The 15865-nt window shown below is 62.9% G+C and carries 14 protein-coding genes; 12 read left to right on the forward strand and 2 right to left on the reverse strand.

Annotation, left to right across the window (positions count from 1 at the left end; all coding sequences use genetic code 11):
• Positions 1-56: 56 nt before the first annotated feature.
• Genes cobU through RNA01_RS09620 form a run of 5 tightly spaced genes read left to right on the forward strand, consistent with a single transcriptional unit; the run spans position 57 to position 6641 of the window.
• Positions 57-584: a bifunctional adenosylcobinamide kinase/adenosylcobinamide-phosphate guanylyltransferase gene (cobU, locus tag RNA01_RS09600; protein WP_147179822.1), complete on the forward strand. Its 528-nt coding sequence runs from the start codon at positions 57-59 to the stop codon at positions 582-584.
• Between the two features lie 2 nt (positions 585-586).
• Positions 587-1660, forward strand: coding sequence for a cobalamin biosynthesis protein CobW (cobW, locus tag RNA01_RS09605; protein ID WP_147179825.1), 1074 nt, complete (start codon positions 587-589; stop codon positions 1658-1660).
• 3 nt (positions 1661-1663) lie between these two features.
• A complete protein-coding gene (gene cobN / locus RNA01_RS09610; RefSeq protein WP_147179828.1) occupies positions 1664-5560 on the forward strand; it encodes a cobaltochelatase subunit CobN in 3897 nt (1298 codons plus the stop codon).
• A 23-nt stretch (positions 5561-5583) separates the two neighbouring features.
• Positions 5584-6216, forward strand: a complete 633-nt coding sequence (gene cobO, locus RNA01_RS09615; RefSeq protein ID WP_147179831.1) for a cob(I)yrinic acid a,c-diamide adenosyltransferase — start codon at positions 5584-5586, stop codon at positions 6214-6216.
• Positions 6216-6641, forward strand: coding sequence for an EamA family transporter (locus RNA01_RS09620; RefSeq protein ID WP_147179834.1), 426 nt, complete (start codon positions 6216-6218; stop codon positions 6639-6641). The genes cobO and RNA01_RS09620 overlap by 1 nt, the downstream gene beginning before the upstream one ends.
• 12 nt (positions 6642-6653) lie before the next feature.
• Here the strand turns inward: RNA01_RS09620 and RNA01_RS09625 are convergent.
• Positions 6654-7597 (reverse strand): IS630 family transposase gene (locus RNA01_RS09625; protein ID WP_235916543.1). Its coding sequence is split into 2 segments (ribosomal slippage): positions 6654-7273 and positions 7273-7597, totalling 945 coding nucleotides; the frame shifts between segments, so codons are not numbered across the junction.
• 94 nt (positions 7598-7691) lie between these two features.
• Positions 7692-8477, reverse strand: a complete 786-nt coding sequence (locus RNA01_RS09630; RefSeq protein WP_147179837.1) for a TSUP family transporter — start codon at positions 8475-8477, stop codon at positions 7692-7694.
• A 334-nt stretch (positions 8478-8811) separates the two neighbouring features.
• Between RNA01_RS09630 and RNA01_RS09635 the strand changes: the two genes are divergently transcribed.
• The 7 genes from RNA01_RS09635 to RNA01_RS09665 are packed head-to-tail and all read left to right on the forward strand — an operon-like array spanning position 8812 to position 15863.
• Positions 8812-10122, forward strand: a complete 1311-nt coding sequence (locus RNA01_RS09635; RefSeq protein ID WP_147179839.1) for a sirohydrochlorin chelatase — start codon at positions 8812-8814, stop codon at positions 10120-10122.
• Positions 10122-10769, forward strand: a complete 648-nt coding sequence (locus RNA01_RS09640; RefSeq protein WP_147179842.1) for a precorrin-8X methylmutase — start codon at positions 10122-10124, stop codon at positions 10767-10769. The genes RNA01_RS09635 and RNA01_RS09640 overlap by 1 nt, the downstream gene beginning before the upstream one ends.
• A complete protein-coding gene (cbiE, locus tag RNA01_RS09645) occupies positions 10762-12006 on the forward strand; it encodes a precorrin-6y C5,15-methyltransferase (decarboxylating) subunit CbiE (protein ID WP_147179844.1) in 1245 nt (414 codons plus the stop codon). Before RNA01_RS09640 ends, cbiE begins: the two co-directional genes overlap by 8 nt.
• The gene (cobI, locus tag RNA01_RS09650; RefSeq protein ID WP_147179845.1) at positions 12003-12731 is read left to right on the forward strand and encodes a precorrin-2 C(20)-methyltransferase; all 729 of its coding nucleotides are present in this window, start codon (positions 12003-12005) and stop codon (positions 12729-12731) included. The genes cbiE and cobI overlap by 4 nt, the downstream gene beginning before the upstream one ends.
• 4 nt (positions 12732-12735) lie before the next feature.
• Positions 12736-14565: a precorrin-3B C(17)-methyltransferase gene (gene cobJ / locus RNA01_RS09655; protein WP_147179848.1), complete on the forward strand. Its 1830-nt coding sequence runs from the start codon at positions 12736-12738 to the stop codon at positions 14563-14565.
• Positions 14562-15335, forward strand: coding sequence for a precorrin-4 C(11)-methyltransferase (gene cobM, locus RNA01_RS09660; RefSeq protein ID WP_147179851.1), 774 nt, complete (start codon positions 14562-14564; stop codon positions 15333-15335). The genes cobJ and cobM overlap by 4 nt, the downstream gene beginning before the upstream one ends.
• 60 nt (positions 15336-15395) lie before the next feature.
• Complete coding sequence (locus RNA01_RS09665; protein ID WP_147179854.1) at positions 15396-15863, forward strand: hypothetical protein; 468 nt, start codon at positions 15396-15398, stop codon at positions 15861-15863.
• The last annotated feature ends 2 nt before the right edge of the window (positions 15864-15865 follow it).

The following is a 15865-nucleotide window of genomic DNA, read 5'->3' on the forward strand; positions in this document are numbered from 1 at the left end:
CTGCGGCTGTTTTCCTGCCTCTCCGCTGTCTGCGGCCCGCTCTCGCTGGGCGCCGCATGACGACAGTTAAACATCCTTCCTTGATCCTCGTGCTGGGCGGCGCTCGCTCGGGCAAGTCGCGCTTTGCCGAAGGACTGGCCGCCGGTTGCGCGCTGGAGCGCCATTATGTCGCGACCGGTCGCGCCTTTGATGACGAGATGCGCGACAGGATTGCCAGGCATCGCACCGATCGCGGCGACGGCTGGACGACCCACGAGGAACCGATCGATCTCGTTGGCCTTCTCCGGCTGATCGACGATCCGGCCCGCGTCGTGCTGGTCGATTGCCTGACGCTCTGGGCCACCAACCTGATGCTGGAGGCGCAGGATTTAGCGGCCCGCTCGGCCGAACTCGCTGAACTCCTGCCCAATCTCAAGGCCAGGGTTATCCTTGTTTCCAACGAGGTGGGGCTCGGAATTGTGCCGGAGAACAGGATGGCCCGCGAATTCCGCGACCACGCCGGTCGCCTCCATCAAATGATCGCGGCCTGCGCCGCAGAAGTCTATTTCGTCGCGGCCGGCTTGCCGCTGAAAATGAAGGGTTGAACATGCTGCAACAGAAGATCCCCGCGACCGTCATCACTGGCTTTCTTGGTGCCGGAAAGACGACCATCATCCGCAACATGCTGATGAACGCCGGCGGCAAGAAGATCGCGCTGATCATCAACGAGTTTGGTGATCTCGGCGTCGACGGCGACGTGCTGAAGGGATGTGGCGCGGAGAATTGTACCGAGGACGACATCATCGAACTGACCAACGGCTGCATCTGCTGCACCGTTGCCGACGATTTCATCCCCACTATGCAGCGCTTGCTGGAACGCGACGTGAAGCCCGACCATATCGTCATCGAGACCTCCGGCCTTGCCTTGCCGCAGCCGCTGGTCGCAGCCTTCAACTGGCCGGACATCCGCACCCGCGTCACCGTTGATGGCGTCGTCACCGTGGTCGACAGCGCGGCTGTTGCCGCCGGCCGTTTTGCCGACGACCATGACAAGGTGGACGCCGCTCGCGTGCTCGACGAGGGCCTCGATCACGACAGCCCGCTTGAAGAATTGTTCGAGGACCAACTTACCTGCGCCGACCTGATTGTCCTCAACAAGACCGATCTGCTCGACGCCGAAGGTATAGCCAAGGTGAGGGCAGAAGTGGCCGAACGCATTCACCGCAAGCCGACGTTGATTGAGGCGAAGAATGGCGACGTGCCGGCGTTTGTGCTGCTTGGGCTGGGGGCAAGTACCGAGGGCGACATCGAAAACCGCAAGTCGCACCACGAACTGGAGCACGAGGCGCTGCATGAGAGCGGCGAGGCCCATGAGCACCATCATGACCACGATGAATTTGAGAGCTTCGTGATGAAGCTTGGCGCGATCGCAGATCCGCTCGCTTTCGTCGATCGCCTGAAACCGGTGATCGAAACCCATGATGTCCTGCGGCTCAAGGGCTTTATTGACGTGCCCGGAAAGCCGATGCGTCTGGTTATCCAGGCGGTCGGCTCGCGGATTGACACCTATTTCGACCGCCCCTGGAGCGCGGGTGAAAAGCGCGAGACCCGTCTGGTGGTGATCGGCCTGCATGAATGGGATTTCGGCGCGGTGGTCGAAGCGGTTCAGGCGGCTGCCTGATCCATGCATCTCCTGCTCGCCCAGAAAGGCTCGATTGCAGATGGTGAGGAGGCGATCGATCTCGGCCAGACGCCGGGGGATATCCTCTTCCTCTCGGCAGCCGATACGGAATTGGCCGCAATTGCTTCAGCGGTCGCCACCCGAGGCGAAGGTCCGAGCTTTCGTCTGGCCAGCCTGATGAGCCTCAGGCATCCGATGTCTGTCGACACCTATGTCGAACGGACCGCGCGGCATGCCAGGTTGATCGTGGTCCGGGCGCTTGGCGGGGCGAGTTACTTTCACTACGCGCTGGAGGCCCTGCACGCTCTAGCACGCCGCAATGGCGCCTTGATCGCCGTTCTTCCTGGAGACGACAAGCGCGATGAGGGACTGGCCGAATTTTCGACGCTGCCTGACGAGGATCTTGGTGCGCTCTGGGCCTATCTGATCGAAGGGGGCGATGCCAACGCGCGGGCCTTTGTCGACTATGCCCGCGCCCTGACCGGTTATGGCGAAAAACCGTCACCAGCCGCACCGCTGCTCAGGGCCGGCATCTGGTGGCCGGGCAGGGGCGCGATCGGACTCGATGACTGGCGGCAACACCTGTCCGCACCGCTCTCCGGCTCTTCAACTGTCGCCATCTGTTTTTACCGCGCCCTTGTCCAGAGCGGCGAAACGAAGCCGGTCGAGACGATGATCGAGGCACTCAAAGTCGAGGGACTTGCCGCGCTGCCAGTCTTCGTCTCCAGCCTTAAGGATGCCGTCTCTGTCGACACGCTGCGGGCGATCTTCGCCGAGGCGCCGCCGGCCGTGGTAATCAATGCCACTGGTTTTGCCGTTTCGGCTCCCGGTGCCGAGCGGGTGTCGACGGTGCTGGACGAGGGCGGCGCCGTCGTGCTGCAGGCGTTATTCTCCAGTTCGACCCGCGAGGCCTGGGCATCTTCCTCCCAGGGGCTGGTTGCCCGTGACCTTGCCATGAGCGTAGCGCTGCCGGAGGTCGATGGTCGTGTCATGACGCGCGCCGTCTCCTTCAAGGCGGCCGCCCGCTTCGATACTCGCGTCGAGGCCAATATCGTCACCCACGAGCCCGATACCGGCCGTGCCGCCTTCGTTGCCGAGCTTGCCGCCAATTGGGCACGGCTTAAGGCAACTCCGGCGGACGGGCGCCGGGTGGCGCTGATCATGGCCAATTACCCGAATCGTGATGGCCGTCTCGGCAATGGCGTCGGTCTCGACACGCCGGCGGGCACCGTCGAAGTGCTTCGGGCGATGGCTGCTGCCGGCTATGCCATCGGCAGCCTGCCGGCCGATGGCGACGCGCTGATGGCGCATCTGATGGCCGGCCCGACGAACGCGGCAGCCGATGACCGCGAGGTCCGCGAATTTATATCATTGAACGATTACATAAGCTTCTTTGAAAGTCTTCCCGATAAGGTTCAGTCCGAGGTCACGGTGCGCTGGGGCGCGCCGACCACAGACGCGTTCTTCCTCGATGGTCGGTTCGCCCTGCCGCTGTCCCGCCTTGGCAATATCATTGTCGGCATCCAGCCGGCGCGCGGCTACAATATCGACCCGAAGGAAACCTATCACTCGCCGGACCTCGTGCCGCCGCACGGTTATCTGGCCTTCTACGCCTTTCTGCGGCAGGAGTTCGGCGCCCATGCCGTGATCCACATGGGCAAGCACGGCAACCTCGAATGGCTGCCGGGCAAGGCGCTGGCGCTGTCCGAGTGTTGCTACCCGGAGGCGGTCTTCGGCCCGCTGCCGCATCTCTATCCCTTCATCGTCAACGATCCGGGTGAGGGTACGCAGGCCAAGCGCCGCACCTCGGCCGTCATCATCGATCACCTGACGCCACCGCTGACGCGCGCCGAAAGCTATGGACCGTTGAAGGATCTGGAAGCCCTGGTCGATGAGTACTACGAGGCCTCTGGCAGCGATCCGCGCCGTTTGAAGCTTCTCAAGAAACAGATCCTCGAACTCATCGCTGACATCGGCCTCGATCAGGATGCCGGCATCGCCAGGGGCGAAGCGGAGGAAAGCGCGTTGGAAAAGCTCGACGCCTATCTTTGCGACCTGAAGGAAATGCAGATCCGCGATGGGCTGCACATCTTCGGGCTGGCACCGGAAGGCCGGCTGCTGACTGATCTGACGGTGGCGCTTGCCCGGGTGCCACGCGGTCTGGGCGAGGGCGGCGACCAGAGCCTGCAAAGGGCGATCGCCGTCGATGTTCTGGGAAAAGAAAACCCCTCCGCAACCTCTCCCCACAAGGGGGAGGGACTTCCACCTGCGCCTGACGCAGCGTTGGAAGGCCAAGGCAAGCCAATGGTATTCTCCCCCCTTGTGGGGGAGATGGCAGGCAGGCCAGAGGTGGAGCTCTCGTTAAAGGTCGACGTATTCGACCCCCTCGATTGCGTCATGTCCGATCCGTGGACCGGTCCAAAGCCCGCCATCCTTGCCGATCTCACGGATGCCCCCTGGCGGACCAAAGGCGACACGGTCGAGCGGATCGAGCTCCTTGCCACGCAGCTTGTGGATGGCACCACATCCTGCCCTGAAGACTGGCCTCAAACCCGGGTCGTACTCGATGAGATCGAGACGCGACTAAAACCGTCGATCGTCAGATCCGGCCCGTCCGAAATCGAAGGACTGCTCACCGGTCTCGACGGTCGTTTCGTGCCGCCCGGACCGTCGGGTGCGCCGACACGTGGGCGGCCCGATGTCCTGCCGACCGGCCGCAATTTTTACTCGGTCGACAGCCGCGCCGTGCCGACCCCGGCCGCCTATGAGCTGGGCAAGAAATCCGCCGAACTGCTGATCGCCCGCTACGTGCAGGACCATGGCGAATGGCCGACCTCGTTCGGCCTGACCGCCTGGGGTACATCCAATATGCGCACCGGCGGCGATGACATCGCTCAGGCGCTGGCGCTGATCGGAGTGAAACCCCTGTGGGATATGGTCTCGCGCCGTGTCACCGGCTACGAGATCATCCCGCAAGCCATCCTTGGTCGGCCTCGCGTCGACGTGACGCTGCGCATCTCCGGCTTCTTCCGTGACGCCTTTCCGGAGCAGATCGCGCTTTACGACAAGGCTGTCGGTGCCGTGGCCGGACTCGATGAGGACGAAGCCGACAATCCGATCGCCGCCCGTGTCCGTGCCGAGACCGCGCGGTTCGTGGCTGCGGGGCTGGACGACAAGACCGCCGCCCGCCGTGCCGGTTATCGCGTCTTCGGCTCCAAGCCCGGTGCATACGGCGCCGGGCTTCAGGCGCTGATCGACGAGAAGGGCTGGGAGCGCCGCAGTGATCTCGCCGAAGCCTATCTCGTCTGGGGCGGCTATGCCTACGGCGCCGGTGAAGACGGCAAGGCCGAGCGCGGCCTGTTCGAGGAGCGGTTGCGGACCGTGCAGGCGGTGGTTCAGAACCAGGACAATCGCGAGCACGATCTACTCGACAGCGACGACTACTACCAGTTCGAGGGCGGTATGACTGCGGCGATCGAACATATCGCCGGCGCCCGCCCGACGGTCTACCACAACGACCATTCACGCCCGGAAAAGCCGGTGATCCGCACGCTGGAGGAAGAGATTGGCCGCGTCGTGCGGGCTCGTGTCGTCAACCCCAAATGGATCGAGGGCGTGATGCGCCACGGCTACAAGGGCGCCTTCGAGATTGCCGCCACCGTCGACTATATGTTCGCCTTCTCGGCAACCACCGGTGCTGTGCGTGACCATCATTTCGAGGCGATCTACCAAGCCTTCGTCATGGACGAGCGGGTGCGCGATTTCATCGCGGAGAAGAACCCGGCAGCGCTCAAGGAAATGTCCGAGCGGCTGATCGAGGCGATCGACCGTGGGCTGTGGACGCCGCGCAGCAATTCGGCGATGTTCGATCTCTCTCGGCTCGCCCGCGGTGATGCCTGAAACGACAATTGGAGGATGACACCATGACCGACGAGCTTTCCGGCGCTTCACCCGAGGATCTTGCCCGCCACTCTGAAAAAATGGCGAAGAAGAAGGCCGCCCGTGAGAAGATCATGGCGACCAAGACTGGCGAGAAGGGACTGATCATCGTCCACACCGGCAAGGGCAAGGGCAAGTCGTCCGCCGCCTTCGGTATGATCTTCCGCCACATCGCCCACGGCAAGAAATGCGCCGTCGTGCAGTTCATCAAGGGCGCCATGTCAACCGGTGAGCGCGACCTGATCCTCAAGCATTTCTCCGATCTGTGCGAATTCCACACCATGGGCGAGGGCTTTACCTGGGAGACCCAGGACAAGGCCCGCGACATCGCCATGGCCAAGGCCGCCTGGGAGAAGGCCAAGGAACTGATCCGCGATGCGAGCAATTCCATGGTTTTGCTCGACGAGATCAACATTGCCATTCGTTATGATTATATCGACATCGCCGACGTGGTGGCTTTCCTTGAGAGCGAGAAGCCGGAAATGACGCATGTCGTCTTGACCGGTCGCAACGCCAAGGAAGAGCTGATCGAGATTGCTGATCTCGTGACAGAAATGGAGCTGATCAAGCATCCCTTCCGTTCCGGCATCAAGGCGCAGACTGGGGTCGAATTCTGATGGTACAAGGCTGGCAGTTCTGGGCCTTTCTCTCGGCGGTTTTCGCCGCTTTGACCGCGATCTTCGGCAAGGTCGGCGTAGCCGGTGTCAATTCGGACCTGGCGACGCTGATCCGTACCGGGGTGATCCTCGTCGTGCTCATCGGGATCGTCGCCGCGACCGGACAATGGCAATCGCCTTCGACGATTTCGGCCAAGACCTGGATCTTCCTGGCCCTGTCGGGCCTTGCCACCGGCGCGTCCTGGATCGCCTACTATCGCGCCCTGAAACTCGGAGAAGCCTCGCGCGTCGCACCAATCGACAAACTGTCGATTGTCCTGGTCGCGATATTCGCCGCGCTCTTCCTCGGCGAGAAGCTCAGTCTCGCGGCCTGGGGCGGTGTCGCGATGATCGGTGTCGGGGCAATTATCGTGGCGGTGTTCTAGAGCACGTCCGTTTTACTCGGGGTCATATCCGCAGGATTTGAAGTAGTTGGCGCATTCTTGCGGTTCGAACAGCGTGACGATCTGGCCGACCGTGTTCCATAAACCCTCGACCGTTCGCTCAGCTTTGGCGCGCAAGACGGCCTTGAGCTTTGCAAATGCCTTCTCTATGGGGTTGAAGTCTGGGCTGTAGGGCGGAAGGTAGAGTAACCGGCATCCCGCGCCTTCAATTGCGCGCCGCACGCCCTCCGCCTTGTGTGCGGGCAGATTGTCCATGATGACGATGTCGTCCGGTGCCAAGGTTGGAATGAGAACCTGTTCGACATAGGCCTGGAATGCGGAGCCGTTCATCGCACCGTCGAGGACCATGGGCGCGGTCATGCCGGATAGCCTGAGCGCTCCGGTGAAGGTGGTCGTCTTCCAATGGCCGTGCGGGACCGGTGAGCGGCATCGATCTCCGCAAGGGGCCCGTCCGCGAAGCCGAGACATCTTCGTGCTCAGACCGGTTTCATCGATGAAGACGAGCCTCGCCGGATCGAGATCGAGTTGGCCGTCGAACCAGTCCTGACGACGTTTCAGGAGGTCAGGACGCTCCTGCTCCAGTGCATGTGCGGTCTTTTTTTGAAAGTCCAGCCGCGCTTTCGCAGCCAGACGTCAAGCGCGCTGCGGCCGATCGATACGGCTCTGTCCTCACGCAATCGCAGAACCATCTCGTTGAGCGTGATATCCTTTTCCTCTTCGATCATGCCGATGATGAAGTCCTCGTGAGCATCGAGGCGTGAGCCCCCGCGTCGGCCCTGCTTCCCAGGCGTCAACTGACCCGCCCGCGCGCTGGCGATCCAGGCGATGGCCGTTGAAATGCCAATCCCAAATCGGGCCGCCGCTGATCGCGCCGACATGCCATCGCGTGACGCAGCCAGAACGCGGCTACGCAGATCATTACTGAAAGCTCGGGTCATATTGCCTCCGACCGAATCAACAGTTGGGGCGATGGAATCAGAATCCGGCAGCTAGGGGAATCCTCAAAGCGATTCCGCGTTCAATGGGCGTGCTCTAGAACCCCATCCACACTCTGACCGGATTGCTCGGGTCCATCAACAGCTTGGTGGCAAGCGCGACGCAGGTGACGATCAAGAGCGGCTTGATCAGCTTGGCGCCGTTCTTCATCGCGAGCTTCGAGCCGGCCTGCGCGCCGAGAAATTGGCCAAGACCCATCATAAGGCCGACCTTCCACAAGACGACGCCGCTCGCCAGAAAGACGAGGAAGGCACCGAGGTTGGAGGAGAGGTTCAGCAACTTGGTGTGGGCCGTTGCCTTCAGCATGCCGAAACCGGCGAGCGAGACGAAAGCCAGCATGAAGAACGAGCCGGTGCCGGGGCCGAACACGCCGTCGTAGAAGCCGATCAGCGGCACAAAGGTCAGGCCGAACAGGAGGGGCGTCATCCGTTGATGCCGGTCGACATCCGCCAGATTGGGCTTGAGGGCGAAGTAGAGGGCGATGGCCACCAGCAGAAAGGGCATGAGCGCGCGCAGCACGTCACCCGGAACCACGGTCGCGAGCAGGGCGCCCAGCGCGCCGCCGAGCCCGGCGAACGCGGCCATCGGCAATTGGCTCTTTAGGTCCACATGGCCCTTACGGGCATAGGCCATCGTCGCCGAGGCCGCGCCAAACATTGACTGCAGCTTGTTCGTGCCGAGCGTCTGGAGCGGCGGAATACCGGCGATCAGCATGGCGGGAATGGTTACGAGGCCGCCGCCGCCGGCAATCGAATCGATGAAGCCGGCAATGAAGGCGGCAAGAAACAGCAGAAGCAGGCTCTGGAAGGCGAGTTCAACCACGATGACCCCGTGCGGCGGATGCGGAAAGAGGCGCACTCTTGCACCATGTCGGCGCGCGGGGCAACATTCCCGGCAAGCGGAAGGCCGAGCGCCTGCGATCTTCGCCGCATCCGCCACATGATCCGGCGCAAACGGATTTGACCGCATGTGTCGCCTTCGGTAAAGCTCTTTCCAATGTGCGACGGCGCCTGTTCGACAGGCTGGAAATAGTCCGGTGCGGCCGACCCAAGTCGGGGGCCAATTCCGGAGCTGTCCCCAAGGCTAGCGAACCGATCTCAAGCGGTTCCGGCGCTTCGTACATGCAAGAACACGAAGCAGGGAGGCCTTGTTGAATATGACTGAAAAACTTGGAATCATGGTCTGCGGCCACGGCAGTCGCAATCAGAACGCGGCCCGCGAATTCGCCATTATCGCCGAGGCATTGCGCGCCCGAAACCCCGACATGCCGGTCGAATACGGCTATCTCGAATTCTGCAATCCGGTGATCTCGTCCGGCCTCGACAAGCTGCGTGCCAAAGGGGTCACCCGGGTGCTCGCCGTGCCCGGCATGCTCTTTGCCGCCGGCCACGCCAAGAATGACATTCCCTCCGTGCTCAACACCTATCAGGCGCAGAACCCGGGTATGGTCATCAACTATGGCCGCGAGCTGGGTATCGATCTGAAGATGATCCGCGCCGCCGGCGAGCGGATCCAGCAAGCCGTGGACGAGGCTAACGAAACACTCGGTTTCGTCGACAAGCACGATACGTTGCTGATGGTCGTAGGCCGCGGTTCGTCCGACCCGGATGCCAATTCCAACGCCTCCAAGGTCATGCGCATGCTGTGGGAAGGGATGGGTTTCGGTTGGGGTGAGACCTGTTATTCCGGCGTGACCTTCCCGTTGGTCGAGCCGGGCCTGACCCATGCCGCCAAGCTCGGCTACAAGCGCATCATCGTCTTCCCGTATTTCCTCTTCACCGGCGTGCTGGTCAAACGCATCTACAGTTACACCGACGAGGTGGCGGCGCGCCATCCGGAGATCCAGTTCGTCAAGGCGAGCTACCTCAACGACCATCCGCTGGTTCTCGACGCCTTCCAGGACCGGGTCAAGGAGATCATCGACGGCGCGGCGGTGATGAACTGCCAGATGTGCAAGTACCGCGAACAGGTGCTGGGCTTCGAGGCCGACATCGGCCAGCCGCAGGAAAGCCATCACCATCACGTCGAGGGCATCGGTGGCGGGTTGGAGAACTGTCCGTGCAAGGGTGATTGCGATGCGTCTTGCCGCGATCCCGAATTCTGCAAGGAGCATGGTCTACCCTGGACGCCGGTCCACAGCCATGCCGAGCCGCACGACCTTGAACCGGCCTTCGACTACGGCGCCTCCACCACGCTCGGCGGCAAGTATGGCCACTTGATGAACGCGGCACCCGACGCCGAACTCGAGGCTGTGATGAACGCACCGTCGAGCGGCAAACCGCATCTCCATGAGCATGGTCCGAACTGCGGCTGTGGCCATCACCACGACCATGGCCATGGCGCGCACGATCATCACGAGCATGACCACGGTCACGGCCATCCGCATGATCATGGGCATGACCATCATCATGCCCCGTACCCGCATGCCGACCATCCGCTCGGCCCGAAGTCCATGCAGAAGAAGTGATGAGCGTGGGCGGTGTCGACTACATTCGTGATCCGGCCGAGATCTATCGGCAATCCTTCGCGACGATCCGCGGTGAAGCGGAACTGTCGCGTTTCGACGGCGGCATGGAGAAACTGGCGATCCGGTTGATCCACGCCTGCGGCATGACAGATCTGGCTTATGACATCGCCTTTTCCGCGGGCGCCTTCGAGGTTGGGGCTCTGGCGCTGGCTGGTGGCGCGCCCGTGCTCTGCGATGTGGAGATGGTGCGCCACGGCATCATCCGGCGTTTGTTGCCGGCGGCAAACGATGTCCTGTGCCTGCTGAACGACGAGCGTGTGCGCCCCAAAGCCACCGAGATCGGCAACACCCGCTCGGCTGCGCAGGTCGATTTCTGGGACGACCGGCTCGCCGGCGCCGTTGTGGCGATCGGGAATGCGCCGACAGCGCTCTTCCGGCTGTTCGAGCGGATGGACACAGGCGCGCCGAAGCCAGCACTGATCCTCGGCTTTCCCGTCGGTTTCGTCGGCGCCGCGGAGAGCAAGGAGGCCCTGATCGAAAACAGTCGCGGCGTGCCCTACATCGTGGTTCGTGGCCGGCGCGGCGGCTCGGCCATGGCATCGGCTGCCGTCAACGCACTTGCCGGAGGGCTCGGCACCAATGACTGAGAGAGATGCGGAAGAGCCTTGGCTCACCATCATCGGCATCGGCGACAACGGTCTAGCCAGCCTGACGCCGCAGGCACAGGCGTTGCTCTGGCAGGCCGAGACCATCGTGCTTGGCGAGCGGCTCGATACGGTTCTGGAGGGCGGCCATCTGCCGGGGCTGAAGCGCATCCTCACCTGGAGCGCGGGCTTTCGCCAGACGCTTGGTGAAGTACTGAAGCTGCGCGGCACACCCGTGACCATTCTCGCCACCGGCGATCCGATGCATTTCGGCATCGGCGCTACGCTACGGCGCTATGTGGCGGCAGAGGAGATGCTGATCCTGCCGTCGCCCTCGGCCTTTTCGCTCGCCGCGGCCCGGCTCAGCTGGCCGCTGCAGTCTGTCGTGCAGATCTCGCTGCATGGTCGCCCGCTCACCCACCTTAACCGCCATCTCCTGCCGCGCGCCCGCATCCTGGCGCTGACCTCGGACGCCTCGACCGTAACGGCCGCCGCCGCGCTCCTGGTCAAGCGCGGCTTTGGGGCGTCGGTGCTGACGGTTCTCGAGCACATGGGCGGCGAGGCCGAACGGATTACCGCGATGACGGCACAGCAGTTTCTCGAAAACGAGCCGCCGATTTCCGACTTCAACACACTGGCGATCGACTGCGCTTCGGAATCTCCGCTGTTTTCGCCTGTGCCCGGTCTGCCGGATGAAGCCTTCCGCCATGATGGTCAATTGACCAAACGCGAGATTCGGGCCGTGACCCTGTCGCAGCTTTCGCCCTTTCCCGATGCGCTGCTCTGGGACGTCGGCGCGGGCTGCGGTTCGATCGCTATCGAATGGATGCGCGCGGGCATGGGAACCCGCGCCATCGCCATCGAGAGCAAGGCTGAGCGTGCCGCGATGATCCGCGCCAACGCCGATGCGCTCGGTGTGCCCGATCTGGAGATCATTGAAGATGTCGCGCCCGAAGGACTGGAAGGTCTCGAGCCGCCGGACGTCGTCTTCATCGGTGGCGGCATCACCAATGAAGGCGTGTTCGAAGCTTGCTGGGAGGCTCTGGCACCCGGCGGCCAACTGGTGGCCAATGTCGTGACGATTGAAGGAGAGGCTCGCCTTGCCGACCTGCGCGGCGCTTTCGGTGGCGAATTGATCCGCCTCTCCGTCGCCCGGGCGGCACCTGTCGGCCGCTATTGCGGCTGGAAGTCGTTGATGCCAGTGACGATCTGGTCGGTGACGAAAGGAGAGACCGCATGACTGGAAAACTGTACGGACTCGGTCTTGGCCCCGGCGATCCAGAACTTATTACTCTGAAGGCTCACCGTATCCTGACCGGCGTGCCCGTCGTCGCCTATCCGGCGCCGGATACCGGGCCAAGCTTCGCCCGCCAGATTGCGGCCCCCTATCTCGGCGCCCATCAACAGGAAGTGCCAATCGTTGTGCCGATGCGTGTCGAGCGTTTTCCGGCGCAGGAGATCTACGATCAGGCCGCCGAGACGCTTTCGCGCCATCTCGATGCAGGCCTCGACGTTGCCGTGCTCTGCGAGGGCGATCCCTTCTTCTACGGCTCTTTCATGTATCTGTTCGAGCGCCTGTCCGGTCGCTACGAGAGTGAGATCGTGCCCGGTGTCTCGTCCATGATGGCGGCCGCCGCAGCTTTGGGGCGGCCGCTTGCGGCGCGCAACGACGTGCTTTCGGTCGTACCGGGGCCGCTTGATGACGAGGCCATGCGTGCCCGGATCGACGTCGCCGGCGCTGTCGCCATCATCAAGGTTGGCCGCCACTTCGCCCGCGTCCGCGCTCTGATCGAAGCCATGGGCTTGACCGATTGCGCCGGCTATGTGGAACGCGTCAGCTTGGCCGAACAGCGGGTCCTACCACTTGCCTCCGTACCGGAGAGCGTCGCCCCTTATTTCTCGATGATCCTGATCTACAAGGGCGGAGAGGGATGGAATGCATCGCTCGCCGCCGCAACGGAATGACCCCATGACTCTTGCTTCACGACCCGCCGTCGTCATCCTCTCGCAGGCGAGCCACGCGCTCGGTCGGAAAATCGCGAATGCCATTGACGGCGACCTCCACGGTGCAAGCGCCCGGACCTCGGAGGTCGATTTTGCTTTCGACGAGGCGAAGGCCCATCTGTCGTACCTGTTTTCCACCGGCCGGCCGATCGTCGCCGTTATGGCCTCCGGCGCACTGATCCGCATTCTCGCGCCACTTCTCACCGACAAGTTCTTCGAACCGGCCGTCGTCGCCGTCTCCGACGATGGCGCCTCGGTGGTGCCGCTGCTCGGTGGTCACCGTGGTGGAAACGACCTGGCCCGCAAGATCGCAGCAGTCCTCGACGGTCATGCGGCGGTGACCACCGCAGGCGACCTGAGGTTCGGGGTCGCTCTCGACCAGCCGCCGCGGGGTTATGTGCTTGCCAATCCGGAAAACGCCAAAGCCGTCATGGCTGAACTGGTGGCCGGCGCCTCGGCCCGGTTGATCGGGCAGGCCAGCTGGCTTTCGAACACGCGTATTCCCTTTGCCGCAGACGGCACCGTGACGCTGACCGTCACCGATCGCCCAAGAACCGCCGCTCCGCTGGAACTCGTCTATCACCCAAAGACGCTGGTGCTGGGCATGGGCTGCGAACGCCACGCGTCGACAGAGGAGGCGATCGAGTTGGCACGGACGGCACTGGCCGATAGCGGTTTGGCGCGGGAGAGCCTGAGTTGTGTCGCCTCGATCGATGTCAAGGCGGACGAAACCGCGATCCACGCGGTGGCCGGCCATTTTGGCGTTCCGGCACGCTTCTTCTCGGCCGCGCGCCTTGAAGAGGAAGCGCCACGGCTGAAGAACCCATCCGACATCGTCTTTGCCGAAGTTGGCTGCCACGGGGTCGCCGAGGGGGCTGCTCTTGCGGGAGCCAGCCCGTCCGGCGATCTGGTTTTCCCGAAGATCAAGTCGAAGGGCGCGACGGCGGCTATCGCCTGCGGCCCAGCGCCTGTCGATCCGGACACGGTCGGCCGCGCACGGGGCAAGCTGTTCGTCGTCGGCATCGGTCCCGGTGCCGACCAGTGGCGCTCGCCGGAGGTCTCGACGATGGTAGCCGCCTCCACCGATCTCGTCGGCTATTCGCTCTATCTCGATCTGTTGGGGACCCTTGCCGACGGCAAGATTCGCCATGATTTCGATCTCGGCAAGGAAGAGGCCCGCGTGGTCCACGCCATGGAGCTTGCCGGCGAGGGCAAGTCCGTCGCGCTCGTCTGCTCCGGCGATGCCGGCATTTATGCCATGGCAACGCTGGTGTTCGAACTGTTCGACAAGGGTGGCATTTCGGATGCCGCAAGCCGCATTGAGGTGCAGGTCTCTCCGGGCATTTCCGCGCTCCAGGCCGCCGCGGCCCGTATCGGTGCTCCGCTCGGCCATGACTTCTGCACGATTTCGCTCTCCGACCTTTTGACCCCCTGGGAGCATATCCAGCGGCGGGTGAAGGCAGCGGGCGAGGGCGATTTCGTCATCGCCTTTTACAATCCGGTGTCGATGAAGCGCCGCACCCAGCTCGCCTATGCCCGCGACAAGCTATTGGAATACCGTCCAGCCACGACGCCGGTCATCCTAGCCACTAATCTCGGCCGCCTGGGCGAGCATGTCCGCACCGTGCCGCTTGGCGAACTGAACGTTGACGACGTCGACATGCTGACGGTCGTCGTCGTCGGTTCGTCGGAAAGCCGCACGGTCGTCACCGGAGATGGCAAAAGCTGGGTCTACACGCCACGCGGCTACTCCGGAAAATCGGATACGGGGATGAGCAAGGAAGTTTCGCAATGACCGTTTATTTTATCGGCGCCGGCCCCGGCGCTCCCGACCTCATCACCGTGCGCGGCCTCAGGCTGATCGAGCGTTGCCCGGTCTGCCTCTATGCCGGCTCGCTGGTCCCGGAGGAGATTGTCAAGGCGGCTCCCGAGTCCGCCCTCGTCAAGGACACCGCCCCCATGCATCTCGACGCGATTGTCGCCGAGATGGAGGCGGCCCATGCCCGTGGCGAGGACGTGGCCCGTGTTCATTCCGGCGACCCGTCGATCTATGGCGCGATCGCCGAACAGATGCGCCGGCTCGATGCGCTCGGCATCCCCTATGACGTCATTCCCGGCGTGCCGGCGTTTGCCGCGACCGCCGCCCGCCTCAAGACGGAACTCACGCTGCCGGAGATCGCCCAGACGATCATCATCACACGGACCGAAATGAAGGCGTCATTAATGCCGGAGTTCGAGACTCTGGAAATCCTTGGCAAATCCCGGGCAACACTCGCAATCCATCTGTCGATCCGTAACCTGCCGCATATCCGTGAGGTGCTGACTCCCTATTACGGCGAGGACTGCCCGGTCGTGGTGGCATACCGTTCAACCTGGCCGGATGAGCTTTTCATTCGTACGACGCTGAAAGACATGCAGGCGGCGGTTCGCGAGGCGAAAATTACCCGCACGGCACTGATCATGGTCGGCAAGGTGTTTGGTCATGTCGAATTCCGCGACAGCGACCTCTACAATTCCGGTTTCTCCCATGTGCTGCGCAATGTGGGCAAGAAGAAGAAGAGCTGACACGCGTTGAGCGCGTCATTCGGGCGTTGACTTGGTGAGGTAGGCCTCTATCGTCAGGGCATGTACGTCCTGAAACACGGAATCAAGAAAGACCCTGTGAGGCGGTGGGGTCTGCCGGACCGGATCTTCTTCGGCTATGGTGCCTGTCACATTCTCGCCGGTGTCTATCTCGAGCGTCCGCCTCTCAAAGGATTTCTCGCCGAGCGCATCGTCCCTGCGGAGGGATTTGCGGGCGCGCACATCTATGTGACAGACGGTGTGGTGGCTTTCGACTTCCACGGCTATTCGCTGCGGGATAGGCTTCTGGCGCACCATCGAAAGGGCTGGTCGGCGGACAAGCCAGGATGGAGCGCGGTGATCGAAACGGTGGATTTCGACATGCTGGGTACCGTCCAGTTGAACGCGCGCAAGATGTTGGGGCCGGATCAATACCTGGATGATCCGCGTCCCCGTGCTCTCACGTTTATCGAGCGGCGAAACCACGCGCGTGATGCGGAACGGGCGCGAAGAGCGGCAGGCACATCATGAGA

The organism is Paenirhizobium naphthalenivorans, assembly GCF_007992095.1.
In the GTDB taxonomy this organism is placed as follows: domain Bacteria; phylum Pseudomonadota; class Alphaproteobacteria; order Rhizobiales; family Rhizobiaceae; genus Allorhizobium; species Allorhizobium naphthalenivorans.

Coding starts and splice junctions, on each gene's coding strand:
- cobO (WP_147179831.1), top strand. CDS start 5,584: ATGACCGACGAGCTTTCCGGCGCTTCACCCGAGGATCTTGCCCGCCAC.
- RNA01_RS09640 (WP_147179842.1), top strand. CDS start 10,122: ATGAGCGTGGGCGGTGTCGACTACATTCGTGATCCGGCCGAGATCTAT.
- cbiE (WP_147179844.1), top strand. CDS start 10,762: ATGACTGAGAGAGATGCGGAAGAGCCTTGGCTCACCATCATCGGCATC.
- RNA01_RS09635 (WP_147179839.1), top strand. CDS start 8,812: ATGACTGAAAAACTTGGAATCATGGTCTGCGGCCACGGCAGTCGCAAT.
- cobW (WP_147179825.1), top strand. CDS start 587: ATGCTGCAACAGAAGATCCCCGCGACCGTCATCACTGGCTTTCTTGGT.
- cobU (WP_147179822.1), top strand. CDS start 57: ATGACGACAGTTAAACATCCTTCCTTGATCCTCGTGCTGGGCGGCGCT.
- RNA01_RS09620 (WP_147179834.1), top strand. CDS start 6,216: ATGGTACAAGGCTGGCAGTTCTGGGCCTTTCTCTCGGCGGTTTTCGCC.
- cobJ (WP_147179848.1), top strand. CDS start 12,736: ATGACTCTTGCTTCACGACCCGCCGTCGTCATCCTCTCGCAGGCGAGC.
- cobI (WP_147179845.1), top strand. CDS start 12,003: ATGACTGGAAAACTGTACGGACTCGGTCTTGGCCCCGGCGATCCAGAA.
- RNA01_RS09665 (WP_147179854.1), top strand. CDS start 15,396: ATGTACGTCCTGAAACACGGAATCAAGAAAGACCCTGTGAGGCGGTGG.
- cobN (WP_147179828.1), top strand. CDS start 1,664: ATGCATCTCCTGCTCGCCCAGAAAGGCTCGATTGCAGATGGTGAGGAG.
- cobM (WP_147179851.1), top strand. CDS start 14,562: ATGACCGTTTATTTTATCGGCGCCGGCCCCGGCGCTCCCGACCTCATC.